Source organism: Streptosporangium sp. NPDC002607 (genome assembly GCF_053592655.1).
In genome coordinates this window covers 1-13,762 of record NZ_JBSFWD010000108.1, presented here as the reverse complement: position 1 = coordinate 13,762, position 13,762 = coordinate 1, and the positions used below count along the sequence as shown (strand labels likewise).

The window sequence follows — 13,762 nt, the reverse complement described above, 5'->3', positions numbered from 1 at the left end:
GGCCCGGTACCGGGCCACCGCACCACCGGCTCCATAATGGTCAATCGATCGATTGATTGATACTCTTCCTCCAGGCCACCCCGGCCACAAAATCAAGGCATGAAAGCAGAGTTCATAAAGGTGTGGCGGCGAGAGATCGCCCTCATCGCCAATCAATCGATTGGGCTCCCCGTCATGCTGATCCGCAAAGGCCTCCGTATGAGAATCATCGACGCGCGGGTCCGGCTCCCCCAGCACCTGCGTGAGACCGCGACCTACAACGCCCCCTTTCGGCAGACCGAGCAGTACGACCGCGTGCTGGGACTGACCGGCAAGATGAACGAAGGCACGCTGCCCGATCTGCTGGCCGCCATGGACGCGGAAGGCATCGACCGGGCGGTCATGCACGCCGAGTCCGAGGGCGGCGAGTCCGCGGAGGCGCTGAACGAGGCACTGGTCAAGGTGGTCGCCGAACATCCCGGCCGCTTCTCGGGCATCGGCACCGTGGACCTGTACCCGCCCCGGCCGACGCGGGCGGCCAGGCAGGTCGCCGCCGCGGCCGCCCAGGGGCTGCTCGGCGTGGCCGTACAGCCCGCCTTCTTCGGCCTGGACATCGACGACCGCGCCCTCTACCCGATGTACTCGCGCGCCGAGGAGCTCGGCCTGGTCGTCGCGGTGCACACCGGCATCACCTACTCGCGGATGCATCCCATCAGGCACGAGCGTCCCGAGTTGCTGGACCAGGTGGCCTGTGACTTCCCCGATCTGCGGCTCATCGCCTGCCACGCGGGATGGCCGTGGGCCACCGAGTTCTGCGCCGTGGCGCGCCGGCACCCCACGGTCTACCTGGAGTTCGGTGGGCTGGCCCCGAAGTACGTGTCCCGTCCGGGCACCGGATGGGACACCATGTTCGGCATGATGTCCACGGTGCTGCGCGATCAGGTTCTCTACGGCAGCGACTGGCCGGTGATGGAGCCCTCCCGCGCGCTCGCCGAATGGCGTGAGTCCGGCCTGCCCGAGCCCGCGCTGGAGGCGCTGTTCGCGGGCAACGCGGCCCGGCTGTTCGGTCTGGAACGGTCGCTCTGCGAGCGGTCATGACCCTCACCCGGCTGCTTGACGAGCGGGCCCGGCGGCACCCGGCCAAGGTGTTCCTGCGCACCCGTGAGGGCGACCTCAGCTACGCCGAGTTCCACGAGCGGTCCCGCGCGCTCTCCGCGGGCCTCGCGGCGCTCGGGGTGCGGCCGGGCGAGCCGGTCGCCGTACTGATGCGCAACAGTGCCGACGCGGTGCTGACCTGGTTCGCGGTCGCCCGCCTGGGTGCGGTGCACGTGCCGGTCAACACCTCGCTGATCGGTTCCGGCCTGGCCCATGCCTTCCAGGTGACCCGGGCGCGCGTCACGGTGGTCGACGCGGAACTGCTGCCCGCCCTGGCCGCGCTGCCGCACGAGCCGTCCGGTCTGGAGGCGATCCTGGTGCGCGGCGCCGGAGACGCCCTTCCCACCTGGCACGGCACGGCGCGCGTCGCCCGCTTCGAGCGGGCGGCACTACCCGGCGTGGCCGTGGCACCGGCGGAGACCGGCGCGCTCGCACCGGCGATGATGCTGTTCACCTCGGGGACCACCGGCCCTTCCAAGGCGTGCGTGCTCTCCAACCGCTACCTCGTGCGGCAGGGCGAACTGCACGCGGAGAACCTCCGGCTGACCGCCGAGGACGTCCTGTACTGCCCGTTCCCGCTGTTCCACATCGACGCCGCCACGCTGACCGTCGTGGCGGCCCTGTCGGTCGGGGCCGTCGCGGCGATCGGCGCCGGGTTCAGCGCGTCGGGGTTCTGGGACGAGGTCCGCCGCTTCGACGCCACGGTCTTCAACTTCATGGGCGCGACCCTGACCATCCTGTGGAAGCGCCCACCTCGGCCGGACGACCGGGCGCACCGGGTCCGCCTGGCGTGGGGCGTGCCGATGCCCGCCTGGCGGGACGGGTGGGAGCAGCGGTTCGGGTTCCCGCTGCTGGAGGTATACGGGCTCACCGACGGCGGCGTGCCGGTCTACGAGCCGCTCGACGCCCCCCGGCGCCCCGGGTCGTGCGGTCGCGTCATCTCGCAGTACGAACTCGCCATCGGCGGGGAAGACGGCTCGCCACTGCCGCCGGGTGAGATCGGGGAGATCCTGATCCGCCCCCGCGAGCCCGGCCTCGTCATGAACTCCTACCACGGGATGCCCGAGGCCACCGCCGCCGCCTTCCACGGCGAGTGGCTGCGCACCGGCGACCTCGGCCGCCTCGACGAGGACGGCCACCTTTACTTCTGCGGCCGCGCCAAGGACGGGATCCGCCGCCGGGGCGAGAACATCTCCGCCTACGAGGTCGAGCAGGTCGTGGAGGGACATCCGAGTGTGCTGGAGGCCGCGGCCGTCGGCGTGCCCAGCGAGCTGACCGAGGAGGATCTGAAGGTCTGCGTCGTGCTGCGCCCCGGCGCGAGCCTCACCGCCGAGGAACTCACCGAGCACTGCACCCGCCACGCCGCGCCGCACATGGTCCCCCGGTACGTCGAGTTCCTCGACCTGCTGCCGAAGACGCCGACCCAGAAGGTGGAGAAGTTCCAGCTCAGGCAGGCCGGGATCACCCCGGCCACCTGGGATCGGGAGGCCGCGCGTCCGGGCACTCGGGCACGTCCCGGGGCCGGAGATCTCGTGGCCGAAAACTTCGGCGGCCCCTGAACCCCCGTTACCTGGTCGGCGTATCTCAGGGTGGAACGGCACGATTGATCCCTCCCACCGCAGGAAAGGGGCAGCGATCTTGATGAGCACCCGGCGGTCATCCGGGCAACGGTTCCTGACCGCCACCCTGCTGGTCTCCGCCACACTGATCGCCGGGTGCTCATCAACCGCCGTGACACCCACGTCCCCCACGCAGGCGATGGAAGTGGTCGCCGACCGGGTCGACGCGGACGTCCGCTTCTCCCAGGAGATGATCCCGCACCACCGCCAGACCATCCAGCTCGCCGACCTGGTGACCGGCCGTACCCAGAACCCCTACGTGCGCGACCTGGCCGCGAAGATCAGGCAGAGCGAGTCCGCCGACATCGACCTGATGTCCGGCTGGCTCCGGTCATGGCAGGTCGAGATACCGGCGGATGACGACCACGCCGCGCACAACATGCCGGGCATGCTGTCCGCCACCCAGATCTCCTCGCTGAAGAGACGCTCAGGCGCCGCCTTCGACAAGCTGTGGCTGAGCCTCCTTGGCAGGCACCTCGACAGCGGCGTCCGGACGGCCCAGGTCGTGATCGCCCTGGGAAGCCACCGGCCGACCGTCCAGCTGGCGGAGAGGCTCGTCGCCGAGCAGCGCGCCCAGATCGGCGAGATCGGCAGGAAGCTCGCCTGAGCCACCGTACCTCCGAGCGGCGGGCCGGCCAGGAACGGCCCGCCGCTCGGCGGCATGCCACCGTTCGAACGGAGCGGAGGAGGGCAGCAGCGCGAGGCACGACCGGATCGCGGTGACGCCAGGCGGCGCCGGTACCGTGATCGGGTCCCGCCCACCGCTGGAGGCCCCATGAAGACAACCGGGAGACGGCCCGTCCTCGCCGACTCCGTCAGGATCACCGACGACGCCGTGGAGATCCTCGACCGCCGCGTCTATCCCTTCGAACACCGCTGGGTGCGCTGCGCCACCAGTGAGGACGTCGCGGTGGCCATCGAGCGGATGGTCACGCAGAGCACCGGCCCCTCCTTCGCGGCGACCGCCGGGATGATCCTGGCCGCCCGTGAGGCCCGCGACGAACCACCGGTCCTGGCGGCGGCCCGGCTGCGCGGGGCGGGCGACCGGCTGATCACGACCCGGCCCACGAACAACCACATCCGCGACGCCGTCCACGCGGTCCTGGCCGCCACCGTGGACGGGCCGCTGCCCGAGGCGTCGGGGGAGGAACTGGTGGAGGCCGTGACCCGGGCCGCGACCGAGCACGACGCGGCCTACCGGGCGAGCAGCGCGGCCCTGGGCAGGCACGCGGCGGCACTGCTGGAGGACGGCGCCCGCGTCCTCACCCACTGCTGGGCCGACACCTACCTGATCGCGACGGTCGAGGCCGCGCAGCAGGCGGGCAAGCGACTGGAGTTCGTCTGCACCGAGACCCGGCCCTACCTGCAGGGAGCGCGGCTGACCGCGCCGACGCTGGTGGAGATGGGCTACCGGCCCACCCTGATCACCGACGGGATGGTCGCCTCGGTGCTGGCCGACGGGCTCGCCGACGTGGCGCTGACCGCGGCGGACCGGGTGACGATGGACGGCCATGTGGTGAACAAGGTCGGCACCCTCGGGGTGGCGCTGGCCGCCCGCGCCTTCGACGTCCCGTACTACGTGGTTATCCCGGCGCCCGACCCCCGGGCGCCGGGAATCGGCGACGTCGTCATCGAGCGGCGGGACGGTGACGAGGTCCTGCACGTGCTGGGAAGGCGCACCGCGGGCGAGGGCGTGACCGGCCACTACCCCGCCTTCGACGCCACTCCCCCGCACCTGGTGACCAGGATCGTGACCGAACGCGGCGCCTTCAGCGCCGAACGCGTGTCGGAGCACTTCGAGGCGCCGGAGCGTTCCGGGGCGTCCGAGTATCTGGCAGACGACTGAACAGGGCCCGCCGCGTCGTCGTGGACACCAGGCGTCTTCTCGCGGACACCAGGCACCGACGACGCGCACGCCCCGCCGTACCTGGCGGGGCCCGATTTCAACCGCCTGCCCCCTGAGAACTCCGCAGCGGGTGCGGCACTCCGGGACATCCCGCCCGCCCATCCCTTCTGGCTCTGTCCCGCTTGGTTTGTCCCGGATCGATAGCGGATGGGATGAGCAGTCCCCCATCTCAAACCCCGACAGGCCGACGGTGGTGAGCGCGTCCCTGGCGATCACCCCAGAGCCGGAGTGCCCCGCCGGAGGCAAAGATCGGCCTTTGGACGGCAGGCAGCGGAGATCGTCCTCCGCTGGCGTGTTCGAGCGGTCAGCGATCCGGGGCTTTCCCATCACATCGTGATCAAGGTGCTCTCCACGCCGACGCCCGGATGACATTATCTGCGAAATGCCGTTCCTGCTGGATGGAGTTTCGTCGTGACCGTTGCGACCGCCATCGTCGCGCGCCGCCTGCTCGCCGGCCTTCTCGCGGTCATCGGCGCAACAGGGTGCAGTGCAGCGGGGGAGGATAAGGCCGTGAGGGCGATCCCGGCTCCGCGCACCGCCGCCGACCTCACTCTTCCACTTGATGCCTATGATCTGCCCGCGGCCGACCGGAAGATCGTCGACAAGGCTCGGTTCATGATGCTCGCCGACTGCACCCGGAAGTTCGGGGTGGAGTTGAAAGCTCTGCCGCTCCCGGCTCAGCCTGAGGAGCATAAGAACGCCGGCTATCTCGCCTGGCTGGGCGACCGTCAGGTGGAGAGGTACGGTTATACGGGTCCGCCCGCTCAGCTCCTGGAGAGCGCAGGCTTCACGGGATACTCCATATCCGATGAGCAGGCCATCGTCCTGAATGGTAGGAGGCGGAACCTCCACGGCAAGGTATTGCCTGTCGGCGGATGTACCGGCAGAACGGAAGCACTTCTCGGCCAGGGATCCCTGGAACTCCTCGGGGGCAGAGCGGCCAGGGTGCGTGAGGAGCAGGACCTTTTCATGCTGGCCGACGACGCATCCCAGAGTGCTTACACCGATCCACGCATCCGTGATGCCGAGCAGGTGTGGAGCAACTGCATGAGGGAGAAGGGGTTCGACTATCCGAATCCCGAGGCCGCCGTCGGAGATCCGCGCTGGGGATACAACGCGGCGAATGATCATATTCTCAAGCCTCAGGGGACCCCGGAGGAGATCGCGACGGCCACCGCCGACGCGACATGCAGGATGGACACGAACTACTACGGTGCACGGCAGGCGGCATACCGCGACAGCCAGAAGAGGATCATCGCGAAGAATCAGGCTCGGCTGGACCGGATAAAAATCATCAACCAGGCGCAGATCAAGAACGCGCGTACATTCCTGATGGGTGAACTCACAGTGACCTGGTAGCCCCGACGCAGGGCGTGCTGACCGGCGGCGGCCGACATCGACCAGGCGCCCCAGTCGACCCCGACGACCGATCGGTTGCGCAGCAGCACCTGGTTGAGCGGCAGCGACGGGATGGTCCCCGAGGCGAACCCGATCACCAGATAACGGCCGCCCACCCGCAGCGACCGCAGGGCCGGATCCGCCAGGTCGCCGCCCACCGGGTCGTAGACCAGGTCGACCCCGCCGTTGGAGAACTCGCGGGCCGCGTCCTTGAGGCTCTGGGCGCTCGTGTCGAGCACGGCGACGGCGCCCGCGGCACGTGCGGCCCGCCGCTTGTCCTCACTCGACGCCCCGGCCAGGACCGTCGCGCCAAGCGCGGTCGCCACCTGCACCGCCGCCCGCGCCCAGGACCAGCACGGTCTCCCCCGCGCTCAGTCCGCCCCGGTCCCGCAACGCGAACATGGCTGTGCAGTGACTCTGGGCGAACGTCGCCGCCTGGGCCGCGTCCGGGGCGTCGGGGATGCGCACCGCCGTGGGCCCGGAACGCGGAAGGCCCCCTCGCCATGACGAGGAGGCCTTCACGCGGAACCACGGCCGGATCGCGCCGCCGGGCTCAGCTGGGCGAACCTGCGGTCTCCTGCTCTCCGGCGCGGCGCCGCTCCTCTGCCTCGACCGCCTCGGCCAGCTCGTTGTCGCGGTCACGGCGGTACTCACGGAGCGAGTAGGCGATGGCGGCGGCCCAGATGGCGGCGATGATGATGTAGGCGGCCGCCTGGACGCCGCCGGAGGCGTCGACCCAGTCACTGCGCAGCAGGGTCCGCACGTTGGTCAGGACGATGACACCGCCGACGGCGGAGCCCAGGATGCGCGGCGGGATGTGGCGGACCAGCCAGGCCGCGATGGGGGCCGCGATGACGCCGCCGAGCAGCAGGACGGCCACCCAGGAGAAGTCGATGTTCTCCGAGCCGATGCCGACGAAGAAGCCGATGCTGGCGGCGATGGCGACCAGGAACTCGCTGGCGTCGATGGAACCGATCACCTTGCGCGGTGCCAGGCGGCCGCTGGCCAGGATCGCCGGGGTGCCGACCGGACCCCAGCCGCCGCCACCGGTGGCGTCGACGAATCCGGCCACCAGGCCGAGGGGCGCGAGGAAGCGCTTGCGCAACGGCTTGCCCAGGTTGCCGCGCGGCAGGCCGAAGGCCGTGAAGCGGACCAGGACGTAGACACCCAGCGCGAGCAGGATGATCGACATGACCGGGGCGGCGACCTCGGTGGACAGGCCGGACAGGAAGGTGGCTCCCGCGAACGCGCCGACGGCGCCGGGGAGACCGATCTTGGCGACGACCTTCCAGTCGATGTTGTCGAACCGCCAGTGCGATACGCCGGAGGCGAGGGTCGTGCCGATCTCGGCGAGGTGGATGGTGGCCGAGGCGGCGGCGGGGTTGGTGCCGATGGCCAGGAGTAGCGTCGTCGAGGTGACACCGTAGGCCATGCCGAGGCTGCCGTCGACGAGTTGCGCCGCGAAGCCGACCAGGCCTAAGAGGATGAGCGCACGCACGACGCCCCCCTTCCCATTTTCCCTACTATGTTGATAGGAAACATAGTTATTGAACTTCAAGACGACGTCAAGTCACGTTTCAAGCAAGGCGTCTCAAGCTGTGGACATCTTCGTCTCACACGGACCGTCAGTTCGATCGACACCCGCTGTCAGGCTCCGCGTCGCCTGCCACTCTCGGCCACCGGCGACAGGAGCGCGGCCAGGCTGACGGTGTCGACGATGGCGTTTATCGAGGTCTCGATGTTCAGCCACACCGTGCGCAGTCGTACCGCCTCTCCGAAGTAGGCCACGTCCCCGGTCGGCAGACCCCGCACCGAGGTCAGCTCGCCACCGACGGCACGCAGGACGTCTCCGACCGAGATGTCCACCGGCGGCCTGGTGAGGGTGAAGCCGCCCTCGTGGCCCCGCTGGGCGAAGACGAGGTCGGCACGGCGCAGGTCGGTCAGAATGCCGCGCAGGAAGCTCGCCGGGATCTCCTGTGTCTGGGCCATCGTCTCCGACTTGACAGGGACCGGATCGCTCAACGCGATGACCAGCATCGCCCTCAGTGCGTAGTCGCTCCGCGCCGTGACGTGCATCAGACAGCCCCCCGACGGTGCGCCTCTCGATGGCCTCATGTGGGTTGGTTCAGATTAATCTACTATCTCTACAGGTTAACTGTGAATTATTCTCGCCGTGGGGCACGACCACGGAGCCTCCTGGCGGCCCCGGGCGATCCGCCCGTGAGAAGCCGCCCCGCGGGAAGGAGCCGACGGTGAGCACCTGGGCCACCCTGCTCGGCGCGCCGGCCGGGCTGGTCCTGCCATGGCCTGCTCTCGTCGCCAGGCGGTCGAGCCACAACACACCTCCACCGAAACCGGCAGGTGAAGCGTGATCAATCAGGCGATACCTCGCACAAATATGCGGCATAAGTACCGCCGCATATTTTGGGCAGCTCTTCAAGAGTTGATTGCCGATCCTTGCTTTGCCAAGCTCTGCACTGTGCCGGCCTGACTGGGGAGAGGGGGCGGCACCTTGGAAACCGGAGGGGTCTGTCGTGCTCGTCACGCTTGCGGCGCCAGTGGCGCCGATCGCTGCACATCAACTGTTGATCTTCCTACTCCAGGTGGGGCTGCTCCTGCTGCTCGCCCTCACCTTCGGCCGTCTGGCCGGGCGGCTCGGCATGCCCGCCGTCGTCGGTGAGCTGTTCGTCGGGGTGGTCCTGGGGCCGTCCTTCCTCGCCCATGTCGCACCGGACCTGTCCACCTGGCTGTTCCCGCAGGACAGCGCCCAGTTCCACCTGCTCGACGCGGTCGGGCAGATCGGCGTGCTGCTGCTCGTCGGCATCACCGGCATCCACATGGACATGAGGATGGTCCGGCGCAGGGGCGCCACGGCGGCCGGAGTCAGCATCGGCGGGTTGCTGGTGCCGCTCGCGTTCGGCATCGGCGCCGGATTCCTGCTCCCGGCCACGCTCATCCCCACCGGAACCGAGCCGCTGGTCTTCGCGCTCTTCCTCGGCGTCGCGATGTGCGTCAGCGCCATCCCGGTCATCGCCAAGACCCTGATGGACATGGGGCTGCTCCACCGTAACATCGGGCAGCTCACGCTCACCGCGGGCATGATCGACGACGCGTTCGGCTGGTTCATGCTGTCGATCGTGTCGGCCATGGCCACCACCGGCCTGCGCGCGGGAAGCGTGCTGGTCTCGCTGGCCTGCCTGCTGGCGGTCGTGATCTTCGCACTCACCGTGGGCCGCCCGCTCGTGCGGCACTCGTTCCGGCTCACCTCCCGGGACGAGGACTCCGGCTCGTCCGTCGCGACCGCGGCCGTGCTGATCCTGCTCGCCTCGGCCGCCACGCACGCGATGGGCCTGGAGGCGGTCTTCGGTGCCTTCGTCTGCGGCATGCTGATCGGTACCGCGGGTGGCGTCGAACCGGCACGGCTCGCCCCGCTGCGCACCGTGGTGCTCTCCGGCTTCGCGCCGATCTTCTTCGCCACCGCGGGGTTGCGCATGGACCTGACGTCCCTGGCCGACCCGATGGTGCTGCTCGCCGGGCTCGGCATCCTGACCGTGGCGATCGTCGGCAAATTCCTCGGGGCCTACGCCGGAGCACGTGCCAGCAGGCTCAACCGGTGGGAGGCCCTGGCCCTGGGCGCCGGGCTCAACGCGCGGGGCGTCATCGAGGTGGTCGTGGCCATGGTGGGCCTGCGGCTGGGCATCCTCAGCGTCGAGGTCTACACGATCGTGGTGCTGGTGGCGATCGTGACCTCCCTCATGGCACCGCCGATCCTGCGCTGGGCCATGGCCAGGGTGGAGCAGACCACCGAGGAGGAGCTGCGCAGGAACGAGCAGCTCGCCTGGTCGAAGCAGTCCCAGACGAACAGCGCCGACCCGCTGTAGCGGAACGCCGGCCCGGCCGCGAGGGCCGTCCGCCCCGTCCACGGACGGGACGGACGGCCCTCGGCGATCGGGACCCGGGTCACATGCCCTCCTCGGCGAGGTGCGCCCGCGAGTCCGGGGAGACGGGAAGCGTCAGGATCATGGTGAGACCGCCCCCGGGCGTCTCATCAGGAAGCAGCGTGCCGCCCATCGCCTCGGCGAGCCCCCGGGAGAGCGCGAGGCCCAGGCCGACACCGGTGTGGTTGTCGCGGTCGCCGAGCCGCTGGAAGGGCATGAAGATCCGGTCGTAGGCCTCGGACGGTATGCCCGTGCCGCGGTCGACGACGCGGATCTCCACGTGGTCGCCGTGCCTGCTGGCCGTGACGAGGACCTTCATGTCCCCGGGGCTGTAGCGGACGGCGTTCGACATGAGGTTGACCAGGATGCGTTCCAGCAGCACCTGGTCGGCGACGACCTCGGGCAACTCGGCGGAGACGTCACCCTCGATCCGCCGGGACAGCTCGCCGAGATCGTCGATGGCGCGCGGCACGATCTCCTCCAGCGCGGTCGCCTCCAGCGCCACCCCGAGCACCCCCGCCTGCAGCCGGCTCATGTCGAGCAGGTTGGCGACCAGGCGGTCCAGCTTGGCCAGGGACTCGTCGGCGGTGGCGAGCAACTCCGCCCTGTCCTCGGGGGACCAGTCGACGTCGGTGGCTCGCAGGCCCTCCACGGCAGCCCTGGCCGAGGCGAGCGGGGTGCGCAGATCGTGGCTGACCGCGGCGAGCAGCGCGGTACGCATCCTGTCGGCCTCGGCCAGTGGCCTGACCTGCTCCGCCTCCTCCTCCAGCCGGTCCTGCCGCAGGGCCACGGCCGCCTCGGCGGCGAAAGCCTCCAGCACCCGCCGGTCGGAAGCCTCGAGCAGCCTGCCCCGTACGGCGAGGACGAGCCGCTCGTCGATGACCACGTCGGTGTCCGCGGCGCCGGGCGAGGTGCAGGGCACGTCGACGCCGGCGGCGGCGACGATCCGCCATGCCTCGGGGTCGGCCTGGTCCTCGGGCACCGGCTCTCCGGTGCGTTCCAGCAGGGTGACCGAGGACAGGCCGAAGGTCTCCCTCAGCCGGGCGAGCAGCGAGGCGAGCACGTGCTCGCCGCGGAGCACGTGTCCCGCCAGAGTGGAGAGGATCTCCGCGTCGGCACGGGCGCGGGCCGCCTCCCTGGTCCTGCGGGCGGCGAGGTCGACGACGGCGCTCACCATGACGGCCACCAGCACGTAGACGCTCAGCGCGAACAGATTCTCCGGGTCCGCGATGGTGAAGCCGGCGAGCGGCTCCGTGAAGAAGTAGTTGAGCAACAGGAAGCCGAACACGGCCGCGGTGACGGCCGGCCACATGCCGCCCACCAGGGCGACCACGATCACCGTGAGCAGGAAGAGCAGTATGTCGCTCGGCAGGTTCACCCCGTCGCGGAGCAGGTGCAGCCCCAGGGCCAGGACCGGCAGCCCGAGCATCGCGATGACCCAGCCGGCCACCCGCCTGGGGCGGGTCAGCGCGGTCCGCGACGGGGCTCGGTCGCGCCCTTTCTTCACCTCCTCGTGGGTGATCATGTGAACGTCTATGGACCCCGACTGCGCGATCGTGGTCACCCCGACCCCCCGGGAGAGGATCTGGGCGAACCTGCCGCGCCGGGACGCCCCCAGCACCAGCTGGGTGGCGTTGACGCCGCGCGCGAAGTCGAGCAGGGCGCGCGGGACGTCGTCGCCGACGACCTGGTGGTAGGTGCCTCCCAGGTCCTCCACCAGCGTGCGCTGGCGGACCATGCTCGCCGGATCCACTCCGGCCAGCGCGTCGGCGCGCGTGACGTGCACGGCCAGCAGGTCGGCTCCCTTGCTCCTGGCCGCGACCCTGGCGGCCCGGCGCACCAGCGTGTCGCCTTCCGGGCCGCCGGTCAGCGCGACCACGACGCGCTCCCGCGCCTCCCAGGTACCGGAGATGCCGTGCTCGGCGCGGTAGCGGTCGAGCTGCTCGTCGACCTTGCCCGCGACCCAGAGCAGGGCCAGCTCGCGCAGCGCGGTCAGGTTGCCGACCCTGAAGTAGTTCGACAGCGCCGCGTCGACCTTCTCCGGCGCGTAGACGTTGCCGTGCGCCATCCGGCGGCGCAGTGCCTCCGGGGCCATGTCCACCAGCTCCACCTGGTCGGCTCGGCGCACCACCTCGTCGGGCATCGTCTCGCGCTGGACCACCCCGGTGATCTCCTCGACCACGTCGTTGAGCGACTCCAGGTGCTGGATGTTGACCGTGGAGATGACGTCGATGCCCGCGTCGAGGATCTCCTCGATGTCCTGCCAGCGCTTGCTGTTGCGCGAGCCGGGCACGTTGGTGTGGGCCAGCTCGTCGATCAGCGCGACCTTGGGCCTCCTGGCGATGACGGCGTCCACGTCGAGCTCGGTGAACGTGCACCCGCGGTGGCCCATGCTCCTGCGCGGGACGATCTCCAGGCCCTCGAGCAGTTCCGCGGTACGGGGACGGCCGTGGGTCTCGACGAAGCCCACGACCACGTCGGTGCCTCTCATCAGGCGGCGGTGGCCCTCGCAGAGCATCATGTAGGTCTTGCCGACCCCCGGGGCGGCTCCGAGGTAGATGCGCAGCCGCCCCCGTCTCTGGTTCATCACATCTCCTTGAGTGTGGAGACCCCGGCCCCCGGCACCGGGGCGGAGGTCAACCTCTGTCGAGCGCCAGGTTGAGCGCGAGGACGTTCACCGCGGGTTCGCCCATGAAACCGAGGGTGCGGCCCGTGGTGTTCTCCGCGATCAGCTGCCTGACCCTCTCCACGGGTACCCCGCGCTCCCTGGCCACGCGGGCCGCCTGGAGTTCGGCGTAGGCGACCGAGATGTCCGGGTCAAGGCCGGAGCCACTGGCGGTGACCGCATCGGCGGGCACGACCGCCCGGACCGTCGTGCCGCGGACCGGAACGGTGCGGCCGGCCGCGTAGCTCTCGCCGGGACCACCGCACTCGACCCTGACACCACGGTACTCGGCGACGAACGGGGGCGCGGGGCAGGCCTGGTTGACGCTGACGGCCCTGGTCGGGGTGCCGACCGCCGGGAAGACCTTCAGCACGGCACCGACGCCGTCGGGCGTGCAGTACGGCCGGGCACCGCTGACGCCCTCCAGTTCCCCGACGGCCCTGGAGCGGGCACAGACCTGGGTGAGCAGGCTCCGCCTGCCCTCGCCCCTGGCACCCGGAACGGGCAGGACGTCCACGATGTCCTCGGGTCCCAGGTTGCTCGCGGCGGTGGAGAGCATGTCGTAGCCGTCGCCGGCCACGGACGGCCGGCTCTGGAAGTACCTCCCGACGGGCCTGCCTGCGGCGTCCGTGAAGTTCTGGCCGACGAGCGCGCTGCCCACCGCCCTTCCGTCCTTCTTCACGAGGGAACCGTTGGCCCCGTCGTTGAAGGCGACCTGGGCGATGCCGGTGACCACCAGCGGGTAGAGGACACCGGTGAGCAGGGTCAGGACGAGCAGCGCGCGGAGCGCGGCGAGATACCTGTGCATCCAGATGGGCATGTGTTTCATTTACGACATCCCCGGAAGGAGGTGGATGAGAAGGTCTATCAGCTTGATGCCGATGAAGGGCGCGATGATGCCGCCCAGACCGTATACGCAGAGGTTGCGGCTGAGCAGCTTCGACGCGCTGGAGGGGCGGTAACGCACCCCCCGCAGGGCGAGCGGGATCAGCGCCACGATGATGATCGCGTTGAAGACGACCGCGGACAGGATCGCCGACTGCGGACTGGCCAGACGCATCACGTTCAGCGCGTCCAGGCCGGGATAGACCGCCGCGAACAT

12 protein-coding genes and 1 pseudogene are annotated in these 13,762 nt (G+C 70.1%); 6 read left to right on the top strand and 7 right to left on the bottom strand.

Annotation, left to right across the window (positions count from 1 at the left end):
* Positions 1-198: 198 nt before the first annotated feature.
* The 5 genes from ACWD3H_RS46540 to ACWD3H_RS46520 all read left to right on the top strand — a co-directional run bounded on the left by ACWD3H_RS46540 (position 199) and on the right by ACWD3H_RS46520 (position 6,018).
* Positions 199-1,077, top strand: a complete 879-nt coding sequence (locus ACWD3H_RS46540; protein WP_350966403.1) for an amidohydrolase family protein — start codon at positions 199-201, stop codon at positions 1,075-1,077.
* Positions 1,074-2,693 (top strand): AMP-binding protein, encoded by a 1,620-nt coding sequence (locus tag ACWD3H_RS46535; RefSeq protein WP_451959630.1) that lies wholly within the window; start codon positions 1,074-1,076, stop codon positions 2,691-2,693. The genes ACWD3H_RS46540 and ACWD3H_RS46535 overlap by 4 nt, the downstream gene beginning before the upstream one ends.
* An 82-nt stretch (positions 2,694-2,775) precedes the next feature.
* Entirely contained in the window at positions 2,776-3,360 is a 585-nt protein-coding gene (locus ACWD3H_RS46530) for a DUF305 domain-containing protein (protein ID WP_451959629.1), read from the top strand.
* A 168-nt stretch (positions 3,361-3,528) separates the two neighbouring features.
* Positions 3,529-4,599 carry a hypothetical protein gene (locus ACWD3H_RS46525; protein WP_451959628.1) on the top strand — a complete coding sequence of 357 codons (1,071 nt, stop codon included), beginning with the start codon at positions 3,529-3,531 and terminating at the stop codon, positions 4,597-4,599.
* Positions 4,600-5,070: 471 nt separating this feature from the next.
* Positions 5,071-6,018, top strand: a complete 948-nt coding sequence (locus tag ACWD3H_RS46520) for a hypothetical protein (RefSeq protein WP_451959627.1) — start codon at positions 5,071-5,073, stop codon at positions 6,016-6,018.
* On the opposite strand, the gene ACWD3H_RS46515 is transcribed toward ACWD3H_RS46520, so the two are convergent.
* The 4 genes from ACWD3H_RS46515 to ACWD3H_RS46500 all read right to left on the bottom strand — a co-directional run bounded on the left by ACWD3H_RS46515 (position 5,925) and on the right by ACWD3H_RS46500 (position 8,133).
* On the bottom strand, positions 5,925-6,383 hold the full coding sequence (locus tag ACWD3H_RS46515; RefSeq protein ID WP_451959626.1) for a zinc-binding dehydrogenase: 459 nt from the start codon (positions 6,381-6,383) through the stop codon (positions 5,925-5,927). The genes ACWD3H_RS46520 and ACWD3H_RS46515 overlap by 94 nt on opposite strands.
* Positions 6,337-6,525 (bottom strand): hypothetical protein, encoded by a 189-nt coding sequence (locus ACWD3H_RS46510; protein ID WP_451959625.1) that lies wholly within the window; start codon positions 6,523-6,525, stop codon positions 6,337-6,339. The genes ACWD3H_RS46515 and ACWD3H_RS46510 overlap by 47 nt, the downstream gene beginning before the upstream one ends.
* 85 nt (positions 6,526-6,610) lie before the next feature.
* On the bottom strand, positions 6,611-7,555 hold the full coding sequence (locus ACWD3H_RS46505; protein ID WP_355568418.1) for a sulfite exporter TauE/SafE family protein: 945 nt from the start codon (positions 7,553-7,555) through the stop codon (positions 6,611-6,613).
* Positions 7,556-7,704: 149 nt separating this feature from the next.
* The gene (locus ACWD3H_RS46500) at positions 7,705-8,133 is read right to left on the bottom strand and encodes an RrF2 family transcriptional regulator (RefSeq protein WP_350930385.1); all 429 of its coding nucleotides are present in this window, start codon (positions 8,131-8,133) and stop codon (positions 7,705-7,707) included.
* Positions 8,134-8,642: 509 nt separating this feature from the next.
* Between ACWD3H_RS46500 and ACWD3H_RS46495 the strand changes: the two genes are divergently transcribed.
* Positions 8,643-9,938 carry a cation:proton antiporter gene (locus ACWD3H_RS46495; protein ID WP_355568422.1) on the top strand — a complete coding sequence of 432 codons (1,296 nt, stop codon included), beginning with the start codon at positions 8,643-8,645 and terminating at the stop codon, positions 9,936-9,938.
* Positions 9,939-10,017: 79 nt separating this feature from the next.
* On the opposite strand, the gene ACWD3H_RS46490 is transcribed toward ACWD3H_RS46495, so the two are convergent.
* The 3 genes and pseudogenes from ACWD3H_RS46490 to ACWD3H_RS46480 form a co-directional block, all read right to left on the bottom strand.
* Positions 10,018-12,582, bottom strand: coding sequence for a DUF4118 domain-containing protein (locus ACWD3H_RS46490; RefSeq protein ID WP_451959624.1), 2,565 nt, complete (start codon positions 12,580-12,582; stop codon positions 10,018-10,020).
* A gap of 49 nt (positions 12,583-12,631) precedes the next feature.
* Positions 12,632-13,480 (bottom strand): potassium-transporting ATPase subunit C, encoded by an 849-nt coding sequence (locus ACWD3H_RS46485; protein WP_451959631.1) that lies wholly within the window; start codon positions 13,478-13,480, stop codon positions 12,632-12,634.
* A gap of 9 nt (positions 13,481-13,489) precedes the next feature.
* Positions 13,490-13,762: pseudogene (locus ACWD3H_RS46480) on the bottom strand (potassium-transporting ATPase subunit B); the annotation flags it as partial.